We start from the raw sequence: 22,239 nt of genomic DNA on the forward strand, positions 1-22,239 counted from the left end.
GGAACATCACACGATACGAAGAGCACCCGAACACAGAAAGCCGGGGCAGAAAACTGGCACAAAAACCGCCGGACGGGGCGCTCCCCATCCGGCGGTTTTCTATGAAATTTAGATTGAGCTAGGAGCTCTTAGCCGAAGAGTCAGATTCGGAAGATTCAGCGTCCTCAGCGGACTCGGTCTTCTCAGCTACCTTCTCGGTTGCCTTATCCTCAGCGTCCTCTGCCTTCTCAGCTGCGGCAGGCTTCGGAGCGAACTCCGCAGGAGCCGGTTCAATACCCGCAGCAGCCTTCGCCGCCGCGCGACGACCAGCTACCACAAAACCAGCGGCACCCAGCAGAACCAGCAGCAGAGCCGTCCACACGTGAATACGAACGCCCCAGAGCATCTCCGAGGTATCAATACGCAAGAACATCTCAATGAAGAGGCGACCCACGCCGTAGTAGAACACGTACAGCCACAGGGTCTGCCCCAGCTTCAGCATGCCCTTCTTGCCCAGCCACAGCAGCAACGCCACACCCAGCAGGTTCCACAGCGACTCGTACAGGAACGTCGGATGGAACAGCGTACCCGCCGGATACTGGGTCGGGAAATTACCGCTCGACGCGCTAATCTCCAAGCCCCACGGCAGAGTCGTCGGCTTACCGAACAGCTCCTGGTTGAACCAGTTACCCCAGCGGCCAAACGCCTGAGCCAGCAGAATACCCGGCGCTACCGCATCCGCAAAAGCCGGGAAATTCATGCCATAGCGGCGGCAACCATACCAGGCGCCCAACGCACCGACCGACACGGCACCCATAATGCCAATGCCGCCCTCCCAAATCTTCAGGAAAGCCCACGGATCAGCAACATTCGGACCGAAATAGCTACCCGGGTCAGTAATCAGCACGTGGTAGGCGCGGGCACCAACAATACCCGCCGGAATAGCCCACATCGCCACGTCAAAAACGCGCTCAGGGGTACCACCCGCCGCCTTCCAACGGCGAGAACCCAACCACAAGCACACCGCCATACCCGCAAGAATACACAGGGCATAGAAATGCACACGGAACGGACCCAGCTGCAGGTACGAAACGCTCGGCGAAGGAATCGAACCCAGCGGAATCGAAGCCAGCACGTTAGCTACCGGCACACTCGCCAGCGACAGCACATCAGACATTAGCCTTCACGCCCCGCCAGCTCACGGGTCAGCTTAGCCACCGCCTCAACACCGCCAGAAGCCAAAGCCTTCACCAGCGCAGTACCGACAATCACGCCGTCCGCATACTCGCCGATATCCTCGACGTGGGCACGAGTCGAAACGCCCAGACCCACGCACGCACGAGGCGCACCGGCAGCCTTAATGTCCGCAACCAGGGTGCGAGCCGCCTCCGACACGGAGGTGCGAGCACCGGTCACGCCCATCACCGACACGGCATACACGAAGCCGCTCGACGCCTTCGCAATAGTCGCCAAACGCTCCGGCGAAGAAGACAGCGCCGCCAGGAAAATACGATCCAGACCGTACTCGTCAGAAGCCTCAAACCACGACGACGCCTCATCAGGCACCAGGTCCGGGGTAATCATGCCCGCACCGCCGGCAGCCGCCAAATCACGCGCAAAATTCTTCACACCGTACGCCAGAACCGGGTTCCAGTACGTCATCACGACAACCACCGCGTCGGTCGCCTCGGTAATGCGGCGGACCGCCTCAAACAGCTGAGGAAGCTTGAAACCGTTCTCCAGCGCCACGCCGGTAGCCTTCTGAATCACCGGGCCATCCATGACCGGATCAGAATAAGGCACGCCCAGCTCAATAATGTCCGCGCCGTTATTGCCCAGAGCAATCGCCGCGTCAATCGACTCGTCCAGGGTCGGGAAGCCCACCGGCAGGTAGCCAATCAGCGCCGCACGGCCCTGCTTCTCGCACTCAGCCAGACGAGCCGCCAGAGGCGACTGCGCATTCGGAGCGGGGAAAGAACCATCCAGCACCGTAAAAGGTGCCGCCTGAGAAATAGCGTCCTGGTAGCTCATTACTTAGCCTCACTTTCAGCCTGTGCGTTCTGTGCAGCGGATGCGGCAGCTTCCTTATTACCGGTCATCAGGGTCGAGGACGGAATCGCCTTACCCAGACCGAACCACTTCAGCGCGGTCTCCATGTCCTTATCGCCACGACCCGACAGGCAGACAATCATCGTCTTCTCACGTGCCGCCTCCGGATCCTCAGCAACCCAACGCTGGCACACGCGCAACGCGCCCGCCAGAGCGTGCGAGGACTCAATCGCCGGGATAATACCCTCGGTGCGGCAGAGCAGACGCAGAGCGTCCATCGCCTCGGTGTCAGTCACCGGCTCGTAGGTCACGCGACCAATATCGGACAGGTAGGAGTGCTCAGGACCCACGCCCGGGTAATCCAGACCAGCAGAAATCGAATGGGACTCAATGGTCTGGCCGTCCTCATCCTGCATCAGGTAGGTCATCGCGCCGTGCAGCATGCCCGGGCGGCCCAGAGTAATGGTCGCCGCGTGACGGCCGGTCTCCACGCCGTCGCCGCCAGCCTCGAAACCGTAAATCTCGACCGAAGAATCATCCAAGAACGCGTGGAACAGACCAATCGCATTCGAACCGCCACCCACGCAGGCAGCAATACCATCGGGCAGGCGGCCGGTCTCCGCCAGAATCTGCTCGCGCGCCTCCTCACCGATAGCGTCGTGGAAGAAACGCACCATCGCCGGGAACGGGTGCGCACCCGCAGCGGTACCCAGCAGGTAGTGGGTGTTCTCAACGTTCGCAACCCAGTCGCGCAGCGCCTCATTAATGGCGTCCTTGAGGGTGCGGGAACCGTTCTGAACCGCAATCACCTTCGCGCCCAGCAACTGCATACGAGCCACGTTCAGCGCCTGACGCTCAGTGTCTTCCTCGCCCATGTAGACCACGCACTCCATGCCGAAGAGCGCAGCCGCGGTCGCAGTCGCAACACCGTGCTGACCCGCACCGGTCTCAGCAATCAAACGGGTCTTACCCATACGCTTAGCCAGCAGAGCCTGACCAATCACGTTATTAATCTTGTGGCTACCCGTGTGGTTCAGGTCCTCACGCTTGAGGAACACACGCGCACCAGCATGCTCAGAGAACTTCGGAACCTCAGTCAGCAGCGACGGACGGTTCGAATACTCAGCAGAAAGACGCTGGAACTCAGCAATGAACTCGGGATCGTTCTTCGCCTCGTTAAAGGTTGCCTCCAGCTCATCCATGGCGGCAATCAGCGACTCGGGCATCCACCGCCCGCCGTACTCACCAAAATAGGGGCCGGGGGCATTCTTCAACGACTCGCCGTTGAGGAAAGCATCTGCCAGGTTCTCGCTCATCACTATTCCTTCCCTGGATGGTTGCCGCCGGATGCACGCCGCGGGTAGGGCGGGGCATCAGGCCTGATCACAACGAAACACCACGCTAACCGCAAATAGGTGGGCGGTGTTCGCACATATCCCCCTATAGTACCCGGGCGCAGGCGGTGACCTGTACCCCGGAGTGCACATGACCATTCCTAGGACATGTGACGTTCGCCGGGGTGGGTGCGCCCGCGGGTATGGACGGCTCGCATGGGAAGGTTTAAACGCTGGGAAGGCGCGGCGGACTACAGCAGCTCGCGCAGCTCCTCCATCTGCTGAGAAAGCACCGTCGACACGCCACCGCGCATCGACACCCCGTACAGGGTCTCCGCAATCTGCATCGTGCGCTTCTGATGCGTCACCACAATCAGCTGCGAACGCTCCCCCAGCTCACCAATCACCTGCAGCAGGCGCGAGAGGTTGCGGTCATCCAGCGCCGCCTCAACCTCATCGAGGGCGTAGAACGGCGACGGGCGAGACATATAAATCGCAATCAACAGCGCCAGCGAAGCGAGCGAACGCTCACCGCCGGACAGCAGCGACAGGCGCTTAACCTTCTTACCCGCCGGGCGCGCGTGAATCTCCACACCCGAATTCAGCGGATCGGACGGGTCGTCCAGCTCAAGGTGGCCCTCGCCTCCCGGGAACAGGGTCTCAAAGATGCGGCGGTAGTGGGTGTTAATGTCCTCCATCGCGGCGGTGAAAACCTCCGCAATGTGGCTGCTGACCTCGTCCATGACCGTGTTCAGGTCGCGGCGGGTCGCCTTCAAATCCTCAATCTGCTGGTTCAGGTAGGCGTGACGTTCGGACAGCGCCTCGTACTCCTCCAGCGCCAGCGGGTTAATGGCGCCCAGCGCCTCCAGTTCGGCGCGGGTTGCCTTGAGGCGAGCGCGGACGTTCTCGGTGGAAGCTTCGGTAGTCTCTGATGCCGTTTCGGTAGCAGTATTTTCGGAAGCGGTGTTTTCGGTGGCGTCGTTTTCGGAAGCCTCGTCTGCGGGCACGTCAACCGGCAGCTGCTCGGAGTACTCCTCCTCCAGCTGCTCCAGGGTCAAACCGGTCACCAGGCGGGCACGCTCAGCCAGCGCCTGCACACGCTCCTGCACGCGCGCCGCCTCCGTCTGAGTGCGCGCCAACAGGGTCAGCGCCGCCGCGTGCGCCGCCAGCAAATCCTGCACCTCGTCGTTCGTGCTGGTCAGACCCGCCTGGGCGTTCTTCAGGGCGCCGCTCAGCTCGTGCAGCTGCTGTTCACCCTCGCTCACCTGCTCGGCAAGCACCTCACCCAGACGCTGGGCACGGCGCTCAATTGTCGCCGCGGGAGCCTGCTCCCCCGTGCCCGCCATGTAGGAATCCTCGCGGGTGCGCGCCGACTCGTAGGCGGTGCGCGCTTCGGCTACGGATTCCTCCGCGGCGGTGAGGCGCTCGTTCAGGCGGGCGCGCTCATTCTGAATGTTCTGCGCGGAGGCTTCCAGGGACTCCGCCTGGGCGCGGGCGCGGGCATGCTCGGCGCTCGCCACGCCCGCCGCCTTCGCTGCCTCGCGTTCTGCTTCGACCGCCGCTTCTGCCGCGGTCTGAGCCTGCTGAACGGCCTGTTCGGCTTCATCTAGTTCGGCGCGGGTGCGGGTCACAACCTGGGAGGCGGCGCGGTATGCGGCAGCAAGTTCCAGGGGGCTGGCGCCCTCAGCCGGGTAGAGCAGGCTGTAGCGGGTGTGCTCGGTGCCTGCGGGGTCAAAAATACGCCACATAGTCCGCTGACCTGCGAGGGTATTCTCTGCGAGCAGGTGCAGGGCTTGCTCTGCGGAGGCGGCATCCGGCGCGAACAGCACACCCGCCAGGCGCTCACCCAGCGCCGCGGTGACGCGCGCCAGGGCGTGCTCGTCAATGCCGGCGAGAGCGGCGGCATCCTCACTGAGTGGTTCAATGATCTCGGTTGCGGGGCGGATACCCAGTTCGCGTAGCTCGGTGGCGCAGGATTCGGGCAGGATGGTTTCGGGCAGTGCAGATTCGGGCAGGTCCGCGGCAGATCCGTCACTTTCACCACGCAGCTGCGACACCTCGGCGCCCTCAATCGGCGCACTCAACGCCGCGGTCGCGAGCGAGGTCAGCGCCGCAGACGCCGCGCGGGCATACTCGGGGTCAATCTGCACGGCATCCAGCACGCGCAACAGGCTCGCGCCCTCGCTCGAAGGATCCATGAGCTCGCCGGTCTCGGGGTCGAACACCGCCTCGGCAGATTCAGTGCCGGGCTCGGCGGGCGCCTCACCCAGGCTCTGGCCCAGCGCCTCACGCAGGGTTGCGGCACGCTCGGCCGCCGCCGCGTAGGCGCGGGTCGCCTCCACTGCAGCGGCGCGGGCGGCATCCAGCCGGGCCTGCGCGCGGGCACGAGACTGCGCCGCCTCACCCGAGGCGCGCTCAGTCTGCGCCACCTCGGACGCCGCCTTCTCAACGTTCTTCAGCGCCGCATCGTAGCGCTCCTCAAAGCTGGCGTAGCTTTCCACCGCGCGCTCTGCCTCTTCGCGGCGTTCTTCCAGCAGTTCCAGGGCGCGTTCGTATCCGGCGCGGGCGGCGGCGGTCGCCTCGGTCAGTTCCACGCGGTAGGTGCGCACGCGCTCGGTGGCGATGGACTGCACGGTGCGCACGCGCGCAGCGGACTCGCGCAGGGTCGACACGGCCTTCTGGCAGGCGGTGACCTCGGCGTTCAGGCGGTTCTGCTCCTGCTGATGCTTCGCGGACGCTGCACGCGCCGCCTCCAGCTGTTCTTTCAGGGTTTCGGCGCGGCGGGTACCCTCCGCTTCGGAGGCGAGAGCCTGCGCCTGCTCAGCCTGCAGAACACCCAGCTGACGAGCCAAAAGCACCGCCTCCAGCTGGCGGATGCGCGCCTGCAACTGGCGCGCGGTCGCGGCGGATTCTGCTTGCTCGCTCAGCGGCTGCAGCTGCGAATCCAGCTCGGCAACCAGGTCACTCAGGCGGGTAATGTTCGATGCCACAGACTCCAACTTGCGGCTGGTCTTCTCCTGGCGACGGCGGTACTTGACCACGCCCGCCGCCTGCTCGATCATGTCGCGGCGCTGCTGCGCGGTGGCGTGCAGGACCGCATCCAGCTGTCCCTGGCCGACAAGCACGTGCATCTGCTGACCCAGACCCGCCTCCGAGAGCAGGTCCTGAATGTCGGCAAGGCGCGCCGGGGAGCCGTTAATCTCGTACTCGCTGCCACCGGAGCGGAACATGGTGCGCGAAATCTGCACCCGATCAGCGGGAATGCTGAGGGTGCCGTCAGAATTATCGAAAGTCAGGGTGACTTTGGCGCGGCCCAGGGGTGCACGCTGGGCGCCGTCGCCCGAACCCGCTTCGCCGGAGCCCGCGAAGATAACGTCCTTCATGCTGCCGCCGCGCAGGCTCTTAGCGCCCTGCTCGCCCATAACCCAGGCGAGCGCATCCAGCACATTGGACTTGCCGGAGCCGTTGGGGCCGACCACCGCATTAATGCCGGGGGTGAACTCAAAAGTGGTGGCGGAGGCGAAAGACTTGAACCCGCGCAGGGTCAGCGACATCAGGTGCACAAGGGGCCTTTCTGCAGAAGAACTGGTGTGTGCCGGGCACGTTCTGTGGTGCGTGGCGGCATCCCTCTAGTGTACGCGGTGCGGCAGGCGAGCGGCGTGAACGTGCACGGGGTGAAGGGGGTTCAAAGTTCCTCATTGTGCATCATCTTACGCGCGGGGTGAACGGGCGCGTTCATATTGGGTCTACGGATACGGGTTCGCCCGGTCGGTGCGGTAGATTGGAATGAGCATCACGAATTCTGCGGGGCCGCTGTTCGCATCCCCGCGTTTTTCTATGTATCCCACTGACTTCTATTTTCAAGGGCCACACCATTGATGAATGCATCCGCCGATAAGGTCGGCACGAACTCTGACATTCGCCACGCTAATGCAGCTCTGCTGTCTATTACCCATGAGCTGCCTCCGGAGGTCGTCACGAGCGACTACTTCGATGAGCAGCTGGCCCAAACCTATAAGCGTCTGCGCATGCCGAAGGGCCTGCTGGAGCGTCTTGCCGGTATTAGCACTCGCCGCGGCTGGGCTGAGGGCCAGACCTTTGAGGACGGCGTGGTTGCCGCAGCTGAGAAGGCTATCGAACAGGCGGGTATTGACCGTTCGCAGATTGGTCTGCTGATTAACGCTTCGGTGACTCGCGATAACTTTGAGCCCGCCGTTTCGGTGGGTGTGCATGACCGCCTGGAGTTGCCGCGTCACGCCCTGAACTTTGACATTACGAACGCCTGCCTGGGCTTCGTGAACGCGATGACCGTCGCCTCCACCATGATTGATGCGGGCGCTATCGACTACGCCCTCATCGTCGCCGGTGAGGACCCCTCCCCGTGGCACCGTACCGCGGTGCGCATCCTGAATAACCCCGATTCGACCCGCGAGGATGTGCTGGCTCAGTTTGCGACCCTGACCCTCGGTTCGGGTGCGGCGGCGGCTGTGATTGGTCGCGCTGACCGCCACCCGGAGGGCCACCGCATCGTCGGTTCGGTGTCCCGCGCGGGCACTGAGCACCGTAACCTGTGCATCGGTGGCGAGGCGGATCAGGGCATGAACACTGACGCCGAGGGCCTGCTCAAGCACGGCCTGGAGCTGGTGGCGCAGGCGTGGGAGCAGGCGCATCAGGACGGCTGGGAGTGGAACGACATGACCTCCTACGTGACCCATCAGATTTCTAACGCCCACACGAACGCCATTATTGAGGCGGTCGGTATTGAGCGTGAGCGCATCCCCTTGACCTTCCCGAAGTGGGGCAATGTGGCTGCGGCGGCTCTGCCGATGACTCTCGCCGAGTGCGCGCCGACCTACACGGAAGGCGACCGTATTCTGTGCATGGGTGTGGGTTCTGGCCTGAACACTGCCCTGCTTGAGATTCAGTGGTAACCCGGTAGCCAGCAGCCTTTAGCCGGTAACCCGTTAGCTTTTGCGGTAGACATTCACCGATTCGATCCGGAAGGATTCCCAGCATGCGCCATTTGAACTTCCCTAAGGCTCAGCCCCCGTATAACCCGGAGGAATGGGCGGGCGTGAACCCGCGCTACTCCCACCTTCTGGAGGTGCCCACCTCCGCCCCCATTGAGCAGCGGGCGCAGCAGGCTGGCGCGCGCCGCTGGCACTACCTGGATAACCTTCCGGTGCTGGTCGAGCAGGGTTTGGAACCGATTGGCACGATCCTGTGCGTGCACGGTAACCCGACCTGGTCGTACCTGTGGCGTACCGTGCTGGATGCGGGCGTGAATGAGCGCGCCCCATGGCGTGTGGTTGCGGTTGATCAGATTGATATGGGTTATTCGGAGCGCACCCACCTGGATTTGGAGGGTGAGCGCCGTAGCCTGGAGGACCGTATTGCCGACCTGGGGGACTTCACGAAGGCGCTCGGTCTGGATGAGACCGATAAGCCGGTCGTAACCCTCGCCCACGACTGGGGCGGGCTGGTGTCCTTCGGTTGGGCGCTGGAGCACCGCGAGATTCTTTCGGGCGTGATGCTGACGAACACCGCGGTCTACCATGACGGCATTGAGAATATCCCTGCCGCCCTGCGCCTGGCGTTGGGCGTGCACGAGTGGGGTACTCACGATTCGACCGCGTTTATTGATGTGACCTTGGGCCTGGCTCAGAATGAGGGCCGCCTGCCCGCGCCGGGTTCTGCCGGTGCCGGGGCGCTTGATGGTGCCCTGCCGCAGCCGGTGGGTCAGCAGCCTAAGCGCCTGTACCCGAGCCCTCTGAACGAGGCGATTTACCGTACGTACCGTGCGCCGTACGCTCATTCGGCGTGGCGTGAGGGTGTGCGTAATTTTGTGGGCGATATTCCGACCGGCACCGATATTCCTTCCTATACGCCGATGCAGCGTATTGCCGAGCAGATCCGTGACCTGGACGTGCCCGCGTTCTTCCAGTGGGGCACGAAGGACCCGGTGTTCCAGCGCCGCTACCTGTTCGACCTGATGGAGCGCATGCCGCAGGCGAAGGTGCACCGCTACGAGAAGGCCTCGCACCTGGTCATTGAGGATTACGATATTGCCTCCCCCATGATTTCGTGGCTTGCGCAGACCTTCGGCACGCTGGAGGACGGCGTGCTGGTTCCGGCGCGTAATGCGGAGGCGGAGCATCGTGCCGCCCGCGCGCGCCGCCACGGTCTGACTACCGGCGAGGGCGCTACCGCTGAGGGCGCTGTTCCCGCGGCGTTCCGCCCCATGCTCGCAGCCCTCACCGAACGCGCCGACGACGCCTCCACCGCCGTGGTGGACATGGACCCCAAGGGTGACGGCACCTCCGTGTCCGTGACCCTGACCTGGGCTGAGCTGAACCAGCAGGTCAACGCCGCCGCGACCCGCCTACACGCCCTGGGTGTGCGTCCGGGCGACCGCGTGAACCTGATGGTGCCTCCGGGTGCCCGCCTGACCACCCTGATTTACGCCTGCATGAAGCTGGGCGCTGTCATTGTGGTGGCTGATACCGGTCTGGGTATTCCGGGTCTGACTCGCGCGTTGAAGGGCGCTAACCCGAGCTTCCTGGTGGGTATTCCCGCCGCGCTCAGTGCTGCCCGTACCCTGCTGTGGCCGGGTGTGCGTATTTCTGTGGAGCCGCTGGGTTCGGTACAGGAGAAGCTCTTGGGTGTTGCCGGTTCGGTGTTTACCGCGCCCGCCGCTGACGGTACTCCGGGTGCGCCGGTGCCCACCCCGACCGTGGTGGAGTTCCCCTCCCCCGTGCCGGATGCTGATGCGGCGGTGCTGTACACCTCCGGTTCGACCGGCCCGGCTAAGGGTGTGGTGTACACGCAGCGTCAGCTGGCGGGTATGCGCGACGCTATTGCGAATACGTACGGTTTTGCGCCCGGTAGCGGCCTGGTGGCTGGCTTCGCGCCGTTTGCGCTGTTGGGCCCGGCGCTGGGTGCTACCAGCGTGACCCCGACGATGGATGTGACCCGTCCGAAGACCCTGACGGCTTCGGCATTGGCGTCGGCTGCGGCGGCTATTGATGCGTCGGTCGTGTTTGCTTCCCCCGCCGCCCTGGTGAATGTGGTGGCGACCGCCGATGAGCTGAACGCTGAGCAGCGTGCGGCGTTGGCTAAGGTTCAGACCGTGCTGAGCGCTGGCGCGCCGATTCCCGTGCCGCTGCTGGAGGCGCTCTCCGCCCTGGTGCCGAATGCCTCCCTGCACACCCCGTACGGCATGACCGAGGGTCTGCCGGTGACCGATGTGTCTTTCGAGATGATTCGCCAGGCGATTGCTGAGGGCACCCCGAATGCTGCCGGTGAGGTGCTTGACCCGTTCGCCCGTGACGGCGTGTGCGTTGGTTTTGCGGTGTACGGTGCGGCGGTGGCTATTGCGCCGCTGCTGCAGGACGGTTCGGTGGCGGATGAGCTGACCCATGAGCCGGGTGTGACCGGTGAGATTCTGGTGTCGGCACCGCATGTGAAGGACCGCTACGACACCCTGTGGGTGACTGAGGAGCAGTCCATTAGCACTCCGGGTTGGCATCACACCGGTGACGTCGGGCACTTGGACGCTTCGGGTCGCCTGTGGGTTGAGGGCCGCCTCGCCCACGTGCTGCTGACCTCCCAGGGTGTGCTGACTCCGGTTGCGGCTGAGCAGTCCGCCGAGTCCCTGCCCGAGGTGCGCCGCGCCGCCCTGGTCGCGGTGGGCCCTGCAGGTACTGCCGCCCCGGTGCTGGTCATTGAGGCGTCCGCGAATACTGCCGCTTTGGAGGCGCGCCAGTCGGCATCGGGTCTCAAGCGTGCCCTGCTCGATCGCGTGCCCGGCGCTCGCCGCTTCCCCATTGCGGAGGGTGTGGCGCCCTTCGAGCTGTCGCAGCTGGTGCGTCAGAAGGTTGCCGAGGATACCGGCGTGGAACTTGCCGCGGTGCTGGTGGTGCACGAGCATCCGACCGATATTCGCCATAATTCGAAGATTGACCGCCCCGCCCTGGGTGAGTGGGCGTCGAAGGTCCTTGCGGGGGCGTAAGCGCCTGCCGGATCTCTAAGTCTAAGGAGTATGATGTCCCCTCATTCTTCGCGTGAGTCCTCTTCCCACGAGCCCGCATCCCGCCTGTCTGCGCCCCGCCCGTCTGGTCACCGCCTGTCGACTTCGCATGCGGTGACTTCCCCGACGGCTCGGTTCCGCAAGCCGGCGCAGCCGTTGGCGGCACGCTACGCCGACCCCGCCCCGCGTTCGTTGCGCCCGGTTGAGGAGCCCGATTTCGCGCCGCGTATTGGCGAGCGCATCCTCTTTACCGGTGCGAGCGGCTTGCTGGGTCGTGAGAGCGTGCTGGCGTTGCTGCGTGCCGGCTACGATGTGCGCGTTTTTCAGCGTGGCGATTCGGGTATTGCGGCGCTTCTGCCCGATTCGATTCGCCCGCGTTTTGAGCAGGTGCGCGGCGATATTACGAACGCGCAGGCGGTGGCTCTGGCGATGACCGGCGTGAACGGCGTGGTGCATGCCGCGGCGAAGGTTTCGGTCAGCGGCGAGTGGGCTGATTATGAGCGCATCAATATTAAGGGCACCCGCACCCTGTTGCAGGCGGCGCTGAACCATTCGGTGGGTTCTTTCCTGTACATTTCCTCGCCGTCGGTGGCTCATGCCGGTGCGGCGATTGTGGGTGATGGTGCCGGCGTGGCGTCCCCGGAGCACGCGCGCGGTAACTATGCGCGTTCGAAGGCTGCCGCTGAGCTTCTGGCGCTGGAGGCGAACGGCACTGCCCTGCCCGGTGGCGGGGTTTTGCGCGTGGGTGCGTTGCGTCCTCACCTGATGTGGGGTCCGGGCGATACCCAGCTGGTCGAGCGTATTCTGGAGCGTTCCGCCGCGGGCCGCCTGCCGCTGCTCTCTGGCGGTACGGGCCTGATTGACACGCTCTACATTGATAACGCCGCGGATGCCGTGGTGCGCGGCTATCAGCGCCTCGACGCTTTTGCGGGCCGGGCGCTGGTGGTGACAAACGGTCAGCCGCGCACTATCGCTGAGCTACTCGGTGGTTTCTGTGAAGCGGTGGGTGTTCCCGCCCCGCGTTTCTCGGTTCCGGCGAAGGTTGCGGCTCTGGCGGGTAAGGTCATTGAACGCGTGTGGGAGCATCTGCCGAAGAACGTGACCGCCGGTGATGAGCCGCCGATGACGGAGTTCCTCGCGGAGCAGCTGTCGACCGCGCACTGGTTTGATCAGCGCCGCACCCGTGAGCTTCTGCAGTGGGAGCCCTCCGTGTCGATTGAGGAAGGCTACGAGCGTCTGGGCCTGTTCTACGGGGATAGGTACAGCCGCTAAGTCGCTTCTTTTTGGGTCGGTTCCCCCAGCCCCTTTCTCAACCCAGCTGTAAACGAATGACGGCGTAGCTACATCCCCCATGGGAGGAACGTAGCTACGCCGTCATATGCATAACTAGCGTGAGCTTGTACCTATCGTAAGCCTTCACCTAGCATGAGCCTTTATCTAGCGAGAACGCGGCGCCCGCTGGCAGTGCGGGCAACGGTAGGACGAACGGTTCTGGAACGGTTCGCGCACCATCAGGGTTGTGCGGCCCGCCTCCGCGCAACGGTGGCAAGGCTCCCCGGCCCGGCCGTAGGCGTTCAGCGAGCGCTCAAAGTAGCCCGACTCGCCCAGCACGTTCACGTACAGGGCGTCGAAGCTTGTGCCGCCCGCCGCCAGGGACTCGCGCAGCACCTGCGTGACCGCCTCCAGCAGTTCGCGGGTTTGGGCGGCGCTGAGGGTGCGTGCGGGCTTCGCGTAGTGCAGCCGCGCACGCCACAGCGCCTCGTCGGCGTAGATATTGCCCACGCCGGAGATGACCGACTGGTCCAGCAGCACCTTCTTAATGCCGCTGGAGGTGCGCAGGAACTTTCGGCGCACCGCCGCGGGGTCGAAGAATTCGTCCAGCGGGTCGCGGGCAATGTGCTTGACCGCCTCGGGGACCAGAAAACGTTCGGGTACTTCGCTCTGCCCCATTTCATCGGGCGCTGCTTTATTCGCTGCAACCGCTGCGGGTGCGTCCGATACCAGCGGGCTGAGGAACATGCCGCCGAAGATGCGCTGATCCACGAAGAGCAACCGCTGCCCGGTGTTTGCCCGGTTGACGCTCGCCACACCGCCGGTAGCTCCCGTGTCACCGGTAGCTCCCGCCGGTCCTAGCTCGAGCGCCACGCGCAGGTGCCGCGGCTGCTCGTCAAAGGCCGCGCGAGCCTCCGCATCATTACCCGAGTCACTGCCCGGCTCATCGCGCACGAGCAGCTGACCGCTCATGCCCAGATGCACCACGAGCGCCTCGTCGGCAAGCGTGCCATCCGACTCGCTCAGGGTCAGCCACAGGTATTTGCCGCGGCGGTATGCACCGCGCAACGTCCTGCCGGTGAGTGCCGCCTCAAAGTGGGCGGGACCGGGCAGGTGCCTGCGCAGCGAACGGGCATCGACCACGCGCACCGCCTGCACGGGCCGACCCAACGAATGGTCGGCGATGCCCGCGCGAACGGTTTCCACCTCGGGCAGTTCGGGCATGGTTCCCTCCAATCAGCGGGGCTGCAGAATCAAGAGCCCACAGAGCTAACAGACCTGCAGGATGCTTGAATGAGCCTAAACCAGAACGCGGTACGCCTGCTCAGCGGCAAGGCGCTCCGCCTCCTTCTTACTCGGACCCACACCGGTACCGGCCTGCTGGTTCGCCACAATAGCGACCGCAGTGTACACGCGCGCGTGGTCGGGGCCCTCGCCGGTGACCTCGTAGCGCACGTCTCCCCAGCCGCGGGCGGTGGCGAGGTTCAGCAGCTCAGTCTTCCAGTCGCGTCCAGAGTTCAGGACCTTCTCATCGTCGAGCAGCGGGGCAATCAGGCGCAGCACCAGGTCACGAGCCGCCTCGCGACCGCACTCCAGGTAGGTCAGGCCAAAAATCGCTTCCATGGTGTCGGCAAGGATCGAGTCCTTATCGGCGCCGCCGGTGTGAATCTCGCCCTTACCGAGCAGGATGTACCTGCCCAGATCCAGGTCGCGTGCCACCTTCGCCAACGCCACCGTAGACACCACCACGTGGTGCAGCTTCACGAGCTCACCCTCGGGCAGGTCGGGGTAGCGTCGGTACACTTCTTCAGCGATCGCCAGGGAAAGCACCGAATCGCCCAGGAACTCCAGGCGCTCGTTATGCTCCACTCCGGGATTCTCGAAGGCGTAGGAGCGGTGGGTTAGGGATAGCAAAAACGTCTCGGCGTCGATATCGACTCCGAGACGTTTACGCAACTCCCTAGTATCAACACTAGGAAATTCAGTCATAAGGATTCACCGCTTCTTAGGCGTCTGCAACCTTACGGCCCTTGTACTCCAGGAACAGGGCGTTGCCTGCAGCGTCGGTTACAACCTTTGCCTGGTGGGGCAGGCTGTAGGTCACGCGACCGTTTTCAACGGTCTTAACCAGCTGGGGCACGGATGCCTTCCACTGGGAACGGCGTGCGCGGGTGTTAGCGCGGGACATCTTGCGCTTGGGAACAGCCACAGCTATCTCACAATCTCTAGTAACAACAATTTAGTTTTCGGTATCTGCACCGAGCAGGCCCTGTAGGGCCGACCAGCGCGGATCCAACACCTCGTGATGATGCCCGGGGTCATCCTCCAGGCGCGCACCGCAATCGGCGCACAGACCCTGGCAGGTGTCCCTACAAACAGGCTGGAACGGCAGTTGAAGGATTACTGCGTCCCGCAGAGCCGGTTCAAGGTCGATGGAATCATCCTCAACGGCGTACTGCTCATCTACTTCGTCTTCGGGGCCGCCAGCCGGGGCCTTCTCAAAGACGAAAAGCTCTTGAATATTGGCCGACATCTCGTAATCAATCGGATCCAAGCAGAGGCTACACTCGCCGTGTACATCCACAACGACGGAGCCGGTAACTAGGATACCATCAACAACAGACTCCATACGAATATCGAGGTCAATATCCGAACCCTCTTCCACGCCGATGAGCGTGTTACCCAGGTCTGCCGGTGCGGGCAGGACCTCAGCGAGAGTTTCCATGGTGCCGGGGCGGTGAATCAGGTTAGTAACCGATACCACCAGCGGCGATGCGTCTGCACGTGAAATGGCGTTTCTCCTTACGAAATGTATAAACCAAAGTCCCATTTTAGGGGTCATTCGCACCGTTAATCAAGATTAAGCGCCTTTTAAATCTCTTTAAGTGGCGCTCACCTCTTAAATATCCCCTTAAGGAGGCGCCGCGCGGCTTTTAATCGGACGGTCGGGGGTACTGCAGAGATAGTTAAGCACCCGGTTGGCGGTGCGAGTTATTCTGCCGGGGCCCTGCCGGTGGGCATGTCGGGCGTGTCGGATGGGTGCGCACAAGGTGGTGTGCGCCTGGGTTGATGAGGCGTTTTCCTAGGCGCTTTTCTAGGGGTTTTTCAGCGCGCGGGCGACCGACTCCGGCACGAAGGGGGTCACGTCACCACCCAGCGACGCCACCTCACGAATAATCGTGGACGACACCGCACCGTAGCGGTCCTCACCCGCCAAGAACACCGTCTCAACCTGCGCCAGGTGGCGGTTCATGCTCGCCATCGGAGCCTCATAACTGTAGTCCGTCGCCGAACGCAGACCCTTCACCAGCACCTTCGCGCCACGCTCCGCCGAGTACTCGGCAAGCAGCACGCCCGGCGGAATCGGCTCCACGCTCACGCCCTCAATGCCGAGCTCCTGCAGAGACTCACGCACCAGCTGCACACGCTCCTCCAGGGAGAAACGGTACTTCTTGGAGCTATTGTGCGCCACGCCCACGATCACCTCGTCAAAGAGCTGAGCGGCGCGGGCAATGATTTCCAGGTGGCCGTGGTGCACGGGGTCAAAAGATCCGGGGCAGAGGGCAATCATGGCGGTCCCTTCACGAAATAAATATCAGACGTTGGAATGAGTAGATGCGGGCGAATTTAGGATGCGGATTAGTGGCATGCGGACGAGCGCAGGATGCGGGCGGAAAGGTCAGGCGGCAATTTTAGGCGGCGAGCTCTTCAGCATCCTCGCCAGACTCGTCGCCCGCCTGCTCCTCCACCTCGTCAGGTTCCACATAGTAGAGAACCGTCTCGCCGTGCTGACGGGTCGAAAAACAGTACAGGCCCTCGCCCCACACCGGCTCCGCATCGCGCGAAGAACGCTCCACCACGACCACGGCACCCTCGGCGAGCTTGGGGGTGAGCGCCTCCAGCAGCTCACTGACCTGCTCATTCGGCATGGCGTAGGGCGGGTCAACAAACACCAGGTCCCACGGACCGGAAGCGGACTTCACGTAGGTTAGCGCCTGAGACTGCTGTACGCGCGCCGCAGAACCGGTAGCGCCAGAAGAACCGGTGCGGCCCATCGCCTTCTCCACCGCGGCAACGTTCTTGCGGATCACCGCAACAGCCTTCGGGTATGTGTCCAGCAGAGTCACGGAGGCGGCACCGCGCGAGAGCGCCTCGCAACCCAGCGCACCCGAGCCGCCGAAAGCGTCCAGCACGCGGGCGCCACGAATAATGTCGTAGCTCTCTAGCTTCGAGAAGAGGGATTCCTTCACCCGGTCGGTGGTGGGGCGAGTATTATCCCCCGGAACCGAGGCAAGGCGAACGCCTCCGGCGGCACCGGAAATAATACGGCTCATAGGTCTCTCCTCTTAACTAGTGTGGTGTGTTGACGTCACGGTTTCAGCGAGTGGTGGGCAACGCAGGTTGGTGGGCGGGGCTGGTAGGGCGTTCTGCCCCGTTAGGCGCTTATCCCCTGCCGAGGAACGCCTCACGGTCAGCGTCCAGGGCACGGTCAATCGTACGCGCCAAAGACGGATGCTTAGCCAGCGTCGGGTCCTTCTCCACCACCGAGCGGGCATCCTCGCGGGCACGCTCAATAATGTCGGCATCGGCGAGCGCCCGCAAGAACCGCAGGGTGCTCTTCGAGCCCGATTGTGCAGCACCCAGAATATCACCCTCACGGCGCTGAGCCAGGTCGATGCGGGAAAGCTCAAAGCCGTCCGTGGTGGAGGCAACCGCATCCAGGCGCTCGCGGGACACGCCGCCCTCCTCCTGGCGGGTAACCAGCAGGCAGGTGCCCGCGTAGCCGCCGCGGCCCACACGACCGCGCAGCTGGTGCAGGCCCGAGATGCCGAAGCGGTCGGCATCCATGATGATCATGAGCGTGGCGTTCGGGACGTTCACGCCCACCTCAATGACGGTGGTGCTGATGAGCAGGTCAATTTCTCCGCGCTCGAAAGCGGTCATGACGGCGGTCTTCTCAGCCGGGTCCATGCGGCCGTGCAGGGTGCCGATACGCACGCCGACGAGGGCGTCCTCGGCACTCAGGTAGGAGTACATTGAGGCGACCGAGGTCAGCTGAACCTTGCCGTCGCTACTGGCGCTACCGCCCTGGCCGAAATAGCCCTGGGCTGAGTTGCCCGCGCCGGTTCCAGCACCGTTCAGGCTGGATGCGCCAAAGAACGCGGTGCCCTCCTCCAGGCTGTCGCCGTCCTCCCCGATTTTGGGTACGACAACATACACCTGGTGGCCCGCGTCGATTTCTTCGCGAGCGCGCCTCCACAGGCGGGACGCCCAGGCGGGCTTCTCGGCGAGGGGCACCACGTGGGTCGAGATTTTCTGTCGACCGGCGGGCAGGGTGTCGAGCACGGACACGTCCAGGTCACCGAACACGGTCATGGCGACAGTACGCGGAATGGGCGTTGCGGTCATGACCAGGCGGTGCGGCAGGGCGCCGTCGGTGCCGCGCAGGCCGTCGCGCTGCTCCACGCCGAAGCGGTGCTGCTCGTCCACGACAACCAGACCCAAATCGTGGAAGCTCACCTCATCGGAGAGCAGGGCGTGGGTGCCAATCACAATCTGGGCGGTGCCGTCGGCGAGCTCCTGCAGTACCTTGCGCTTGGCGCGGGTACCCATGGAGGCGGTCAACAGGCGCACACGCACACGGTGGGGTTCCTCCCCGCTCCCCGCAGGGATTCCCTCGGCAGAACCGGCGGAAGAATCGTCAAAGTCTTCGGGTGCCGCCATATCCCCCAGGATGTCCAGCACCGAACGCAAATGCTGCTCGGCGAGCACCTCGGTCGGGGCGAGCATCGCGGACTGACCACCCGCATCAGCAACCTGCAGCATGGCACGCAGAGCCACCACGGTCTTACCGGAACCCACATCACCTTGCAGCAGGCGGTTCATGGGCGATTCGCTCGACAAATCCGCGGCAATCTCAGCGCCCACCTTCTGCTGCCCCTCGGTCAGCTCGTAAGGCAGAACCTGAAGCAGTCGATCGGCGAGGCCGCCCTCCACGGCGGGGCGCGGCTGGGTCAGGTGCGCGGCACGCACCGAATGCAGGCGGGCGAGCGCGCTCTGCAGCACGAACGCCTCGCGGTAACGCATCTGCGCCTGCGCGGCACGCCAGGTGTCCTCCGAGTCGGGGGTGTGTAGGGCGCGGTACGTCCACTCCAGCGAGGGCACCTTGCGGGCGCGACGAATCGTGTAGGGTACCGGGTCTTCAAGTTCTTTGAGCGGCACCTTTTCGAGCAGCTGCGCCATGTAGCCGCTAATGCGGTCGGTGGGCAGCTTCACGGGGGCGCGGTAGACGGGCACGGGGGCGGTGGCGGCGTCGGTGACGTCCGCGCCGGAGGCGTCCTTCGAGAGCAGGGCGTAGTGTGGGTTGGTGAGGGTGTATTCGCCGCGGTAGATGCCGACCCTGCCAGAGAACATCATGGTTTCGCCCTCGCGGATTTCGCGGGCGGCGGTCCAGGCGTTGAAGAAGGAAAGCTTCATCTGCGAGCCAATAAGCGCACCGGGGTTCGTCATGCTGGGCGCGGGCACGCCAAAGAGGCCTCCCTGCGCGAAACTGTCCTGGCCGTAGCTGTCTGCGTAGCCGCTGTAGGAGGCGGGTTGCGCTCCCCTGCCCTGCACAGGGTTCTGAGCGGCGGGATTCTGGGCGCGGGGAATCTGGGTGGCTGGGTTCTGTGTGGAGTTCGCGAGCGCGTTGATGCGCGGGTTGTGCATCCCGGTTGCCTGCCAGTTCTGCGCGGGCACGCCGGATACTCTGGATACGCTGGATGCGCCGGGGCGGTTAGCGCGCCCGGGCACCACGGATACAGGACCGCCAGCCCCAAAACCGGCAGCCCCAAAACCTGCGGGTGCGTCCTGCCCGGTGGCGTCGGAGAGCCGGTCGGTGATGGTCACTTCCGTGATTTTGCCGCGGCGCGCCGCCATGGTTCGAGTGCTCACGTGCACCACGCGGGCGATGATGGTGACGTCCTGGCCTTCAACGAGTTCGGCGAAGGAGCTGAGCTCGCCGCGCGGCAGGTATTTGCGCGGGAAGTATTCGAGCATCTCCCCGACGGTGTGCAGGTCCAGGTGCGTGGCGATTGCCTTGGCGCTGGGTGCGGGAAGGTACTTTTTGAGCGGCGCGTTTTCGATGCGGTCTTCGGAGGCGTAGCGCGCCAGGGCACGGCTCTTAGCCTCCGCGGCGGCTGAGGCGGACTTCGCAGCCGCGACTTTCTCGGCCGCAACCTTCTCAGCGGTTGCCTTCTTTGCGGAAGCTTTCTGGGCGGGCGCTTTCTTTGCGGGAGCAGTCTTCTTCGCTACAGCCTTTTTAGTTTTAGGTGCAGTCTTTTTGGGTGCAGGCTTTTCAGATTCCGCCTCGGGCGCGCTCTTCTTCTGCGTGTTCTTCTTCGGCGCAGGCTTCTGCTCGCCCCCTTCGCTTGCCTTTGTTGCCTTTTGCGGGCGCGCCGAAGTAGCCCGCGCGGCAGTTTCGCTCTCCTGCGGGCTCGGTTCCTTCTGAACAGGTTCCTTCTGAGCCGGTTTCGTCCAGGCGAGTGCTTTCCGTGCAGGTTCCCCCGGCAGATGTGATTCCGGCTGATGTGCTTCCGGCTGATGTGCTTCCGGCTGAGTTGCCTGCCGCGCCGCCAACGCAATATCGACCAGCTCGTAGAGAGCGTCGTCGGTCATGGTGTGCGCGGCGGGACCCAGCGAATGCTTGAGCGTTTTGAGCGCCTTACGGTAGGGTGCGCTGGCGCGCTGTGCCGCGCGTTCGCTCAGCTCGGCGCGACTCACCTCGCCTCGAGCGTAGGCGGCAAGATCGCGCACGGTCAGCTCGGCGGTGGTGCGGAGCTGCTCATCGCTCAGTAGCGGCGCATCCTTTTTCCGCTGCCGAGCTCGGGTCACAGAATCAGCACGGGTCGCGGAACCAGCTCGGGTCGCAGAACCGGCGCGGGTAGGCTCCACAACCGTTGAATCTACTGGCTCCCCCTGGGGTGCCTCAGCTTTCGCGGGCTTATTTGTCGGCTTAGTTTTGGCGGGAGCAGGCTCAGGAAGCCCCAAGTCCAGGGCTTCCTGCTGCGGGTTCACGGAACGTCGGGCGGGACTCATGCGCCGCCCTCCGCACCGCACGCGTGGTCGGCGTAACGACCATCCGCTAGGGAGGAAATACGCTCATCCGACCACTGACCGTAGCCCATAATCAGCTCACGGGCGGGGTCGATGTCGGGCACGTGCACGTGCAGCGCCCAGAGTCCAGCCGCCATGTCCAGGGGCGTAATGAGCAGGCTGTCGCCCATGGCTTCAAGCTCCGAGCGTAGCTGCGCCAGGGCGAGGGGCTCGCAGGTCAGCGTACCCATGAGCTCCCAGCCGCTCTGCCCCGCGTGTTCTGCGTGCCCACCTTCTGCATGCTCGGCAGGTTCAGCGCCCGCCTGTTCAGAACCCACTCGTGCCGCAGAACCGGCTACAGAAGTCACACCGGCAGAGGGCGCACGGAGCATGGACTCCACCTGCGCCTCGCTCAAAGTTGCACCCTCCCAGCGCGGGTTGGAGTGCACCACAGCAAGGTAGAAGCCGAGCGCGCCGGCATCCACGAAACCGGCAAGCTCGGGTGAGGGCGGGAACTGCGCGGTACGTTCCAGGGCGGCACGCATCAGCGCACGTCGACGCTTTTTCAGCGCCTCGTCAGCGGCTTCTGCGTCCTGCGATGCATCATAGTGTGCGTCCAGGCGGGCGAGCTCCACCATGACCGACAGCATCGTGGAGGGCACCATCTGCTCCCCCACGCTGGCTCGAATACGCTCAGCCGCGAACGCCATCGCGCGCGCCTCCGCGTGGGCGTACTCCAGTTTCACTTCGCGATGCTTCGGCAGGGAACCGCCAGCCAGCACACGCTCGTAGTCTGCTTCCAGGGCGCGCACGAGCGGCAGCTCATCGCCCGCGTCGCCGAGCTCCCGAGCGAGGTTTCCGGGCAGGAACCAGTAGCTACGCACCGCCTCCAGCGCCCAAGCGCAAAGCAGGGTACCCGAGTTGCCGCGTGCTACGCGGGATGCGCGCATAATCGCGTGCTCGTAGATGCCGCCCAACTGAATCCACAGGTGGGCGAGGGTTTCTTCTTCGGAGGCGCCCGCCGCCTCGGGCACGCACGCGCCCTCCCCGCCGGGAATTTCGCCAGCGGGCAGAACCTCACTGGGCAGACTCTCGTTGGGCAGAACCTGTTCCATGCCCCGCTCAAACTCTTCGGTCAGGGTCAGCAGGGTGTGGGCGATATTGGATCCGGTGTCCTTATCGGGCACGGGGAACCCATTGAGCTCATTGAGCGCATCGCGGTAACGTTCGATGGTGGTGCGGGCGGCGATGGACCACGCTACACCGAAGCGGTAGGCGCGCACGCAGGCGCGGCGATAAATCTCGCGTTCTTCGGTGCGCTGGTTCTGCTCTGCGTTCACGCTACCCTCCTCGTCAGTTTCGTCGGTTCCGTCAGTTTCGCGCGGTTCTCGGCTGAGTTCTCGGCTAGTTCCCGACTGATTTCCCGGCTAGTTCCCGGCTGATTTCTCGGTGCCCGCGGCACGGGCAGAATCCAGCCTATTTCGTACTTCTATTCTAGGTAAT

General features: G+C 64.1%; 15 protein-coding genes. 3 read left to right on the plus strand and 12 right to left on the minus strand.

Annotated features, from left to right (window positions below; genetic code table 11):
• Window positions 1-118 precede the first annotated feature (118 nt).
• The 4 genes from lgt to HMPREF2942_RS03945 form a co-directional block, all read right to left on the minus strand.
• Entirely contained in the window at window positions 119-1,156 is a 1,038-nt protein-coding gene (lgt, locus tag HMPREF2942_RS03930; RefSeq protein ID WP_070688442.1) for a prolipoprotein diacylglyceryl transferase, read from the minus strand.
• On the minus strand, window positions 1,156-2,010 hold the full coding sequence (gene trpA, locus HMPREF2942_RS03935; RefSeq protein WP_070688443.1) for a tryptophan synthase subunit alpha: 855 nt from the start codon (window positions 2,008-2,010) through the stop codon (window positions 1,156-1,158). Before trpA ends, lgt begins: the two co-directional genes overlap by 1 nt.
• Entirely contained in the window at window positions 2,010-3,344 is a 1,335-nt protein-coding gene (trpB, locus tag HMPREF2942_RS03940) for a tryptophan synthase subunit beta (RefSeq protein ID WP_070688444.1), read from the minus strand. The genes trpA and trpB overlap by 1 nt, the downstream gene beginning before the upstream one ends.
• Window positions 3,345-3,613: 269 nt before the next feature.
• Window positions 3,614-6,916: a chromosome segregation SMC family protein gene (locus tag HMPREF2942_RS03945; protein WP_083313465.1), complete on the minus strand. Its 3,303-nt coding sequence runs from the start codon at window positions 6,914-6,916 to the stop codon at window positions 3,614-3,616.
• A gap of 324 nt (window positions 6,917-7,240) precedes the next feature.
• Between HMPREF2942_RS03945 and HMPREF2942_RS03950 the strand changes: the two genes are divergently transcribed.
• From HMPREF2942_RS03950 to HMPREF2942_RS03960, 3 genes are all read left to right on the plus strand, one after another.
• Window positions 7,241-8,293, plus strand: coding sequence for a 3-oxoacyl-ACP synthase III (locus tag HMPREF2942_RS03950; RefSeq protein ID WP_005505662.1), 1,053 nt, complete (start codon window positions 7,241-7,243; stop codon window positions 8,291-8,293).
• A gap of 83 nt (window positions 8,294-8,376) precedes the next feature.
• Entirely contained in the window at window positions 8,377-11,373 is a 2,997-nt protein-coding gene (locus HMPREF2942_RS03955; RefSeq protein WP_070688446.1) for an alpha/beta fold hydrolase, read from the plus strand.
• A 33-nt stretch (window positions 11,374-11,406) separates the two neighbouring features.
• Window positions 11,407-12,663, plus strand: a complete 1,257-nt coding sequence (locus HMPREF2942_RS03960) for an NAD-dependent epimerase/dehydratase family protein (RefSeq protein ID WP_070688447.1) — start codon at window positions 11,407-11,409, stop codon at window positions 12,661-12,663.
• Between the two features lie 165 nt (window positions 12,664-12,828).
• On the opposite strand, the gene mutM is transcribed toward HMPREF2942_RS03960, so the two are convergent.
• The 8 genes from mutM to HMPREF2942_RS04000 form a co-directional block, all read right to left on the minus strand.
• A complete protein-coding gene (gene mutM, locus HMPREF2942_RS03965) occupies window positions 12,829-13,887 on the minus strand; it encodes a bifunctional DNA-formamidopyrimidine glycosylase/DNA-(apurinic or apyrimidinic site) lyase (protein WP_070688448.1) in 1,059 nt (352 codons plus the stop codon).
• Between the two features lie 75 nt (window positions 13,888-13,962).
• A complete protein-coding gene (gene rnc, locus HMPREF2942_RS03970; RefSeq protein WP_012903342.1) occupies window positions 13,963-14,652 on the minus strand; it encodes a ribonuclease III in 690 nt (229 codons plus the stop codon).
• Between the two features lie 16 nt (window positions 14,653-14,668).
• Complete coding sequence (gene rpmF / locus HMPREF2942_RS03975) at window positions 14,669-14,872, minus strand: 50S ribosomal protein L32 (RefSeq protein ID WP_005505656.1); 204 nt, start codon at window positions 14,870-14,872, stop codon at window positions 14,669-14,671.
• A 30-nt stretch (window positions 14,873-14,902) separates the two neighbouring features.
• Complete coding sequence (locus tag HMPREF2942_RS03980) at window positions 14,903-15,511, minus strand: YceD family protein (protein ID WP_049337938.1); 609 nt, start codon at window positions 15,509-15,511, stop codon at window positions 14,903-14,905.
• 246 nt (window positions 15,512-15,757) lie between these two features.
• Window positions 15,758-16,234, minus strand: a complete 477-nt coding sequence (coaD, locus tag HMPREF2942_RS03985) for a pantetheine-phosphate adenylyltransferase (RefSeq protein ID WP_070688449.1) — start codon at window positions 16,232-16,234, stop codon at window positions 15,758-15,760.
• Window positions 16,235-16,355: 121 nt separating this feature from the next.
• Entirely contained in the window at window positions 16,356-16,997 is a 642-nt protein-coding gene (rsmD, locus tag HMPREF2942_RS03990; RefSeq protein WP_070688450.1) for a 16S rRNA (guanine(966)-N(2))-methyltransferase RsmD, read from the minus strand.
• A 109-nt stretch (window positions 16,998-17,106) separates the two neighbouring features.
• On the minus strand, window positions 17,107-20,739 hold the full coding sequence (locus tag HMPREF2942_RS09250; protein ID WP_083313460.1) for an ATP-dependent DNA helicase RecG: 3,633 nt from the start codon (window positions 20,737-20,739) through the stop codon (window positions 17,107-17,109).
• Window positions 20,736-22,076: a DAK2 domain-containing protein gene (locus tag HMPREF2942_RS04000; RefSeq protein WP_070688451.1), complete on the minus strand. Its 1,341-nt coding sequence runs from the start codon at window positions 22,074-22,076 to the stop codon at window positions 20,736-20,738. Before HMPREF2942_RS04000 ends, HMPREF2942_RS09250 begins: the two co-directional genes overlap by 4 nt.
• Window positions 22,077-22,239 lie beyond the last annotated feature (163 nt).

Source organism: Rothia sp. HMSC071C12 (assembly GCF_001813895.1).
Lineage (GTDB): Bacteria > Actinomycetota > Actinomycetes > Actinomycetales > Micrococcaceae > Rothia > Rothia mucilaginosa.

What these genes read in the sequence shown, in the direction of transcription:
- HMPREF2942_RS03960 (WP_070688447.1), top strand. Translation starts at nt 11,407, where the DNA reads ATGTCCCCTCATTCTTCGCGTGAGTCCTCTTCCCACGAGCCCGCATCC.
- HMPREF2942_RS03955 (WP_070688446.1), top strand. Translation starts at nt 8,377, where the DNA reads ATGCGCCATTTGAACTTCCCTAAGGCTCAGCCCCCGTATAACCCGGAG.
- HMPREF2942_RS09250 (WP_083313460.1), bottom strand. Translation starts at nt 20,739, where the DNA reads ATGAGTCCCGCCCGACGTTCCGTGAACCCGCAGCAGGAAGCCCTGGAC.
- coaD (WP_070688449.1), bottom strand. Translation starts at nt 16,234, where the DNA reads ATGATTGCCCTCTGCCCCGGATCTTTTGACCCCGTGCACCACGGCCAC.
- trpA (WP_070688443.1), bottom strand. Translation starts at nt 2,010, where the DNA reads ATGAGCTACCAGGACGCTATTTCTCAGGCGGCACCTTTTACGGTGCTG.
- HMPREF2942_RS03950 (WP_005505662.1), top strand. Translation starts at nt 7,241, where the DNA reads ATGAATGCATCCGCCGATAAGGTCGGCACGAACTCTGACATTCGCCAC.
- rnc (WP_012903342.1), bottom strand. Translation starts at nt 14,652, where the DNA reads ATGACTGAATTTCCTAGTGTTGATACTAGGGAGTTGCGTAAACGTCTC.
- lgt (WP_070688442.1), bottom strand. Translation starts at nt 1,156, where the DNA reads ATGTCTGATGTGCTGTCGCTGGCGAGTGTGCCGGTAGCTAACGTGCTG.
- HMPREF2942_RS03945 (WP_083313465.1), bottom strand. Translation starts at nt 6,916, where the DNA reads ATGTCGCTGACCCTGCGCGGGTTCAAGTCTTTCGCCTCCGCCACCACT.
- mutM (WP_070688448.1), bottom strand. Translation starts at nt 13,887, where the DNA reads ATGCCCGAACTGCCCGAGGTGGAAACCGTTCGCGCGGGCATCGCCGAC.
- trpB (WP_070688444.1), bottom strand. Translation starts at nt 3,344, where the DNA reads ATGAGCGAGAACCTGGCAGATGCTTTCCTCAACGGCGAGTCGTTGAAG.
- rsmD (WP_070688450.1), bottom strand. Translation starts at nt 16,997, where the DNA reads ATGAGCCGTATTATTTCCGGTGCCGCCGGAGGCGTTCGCCTTGCCTCG.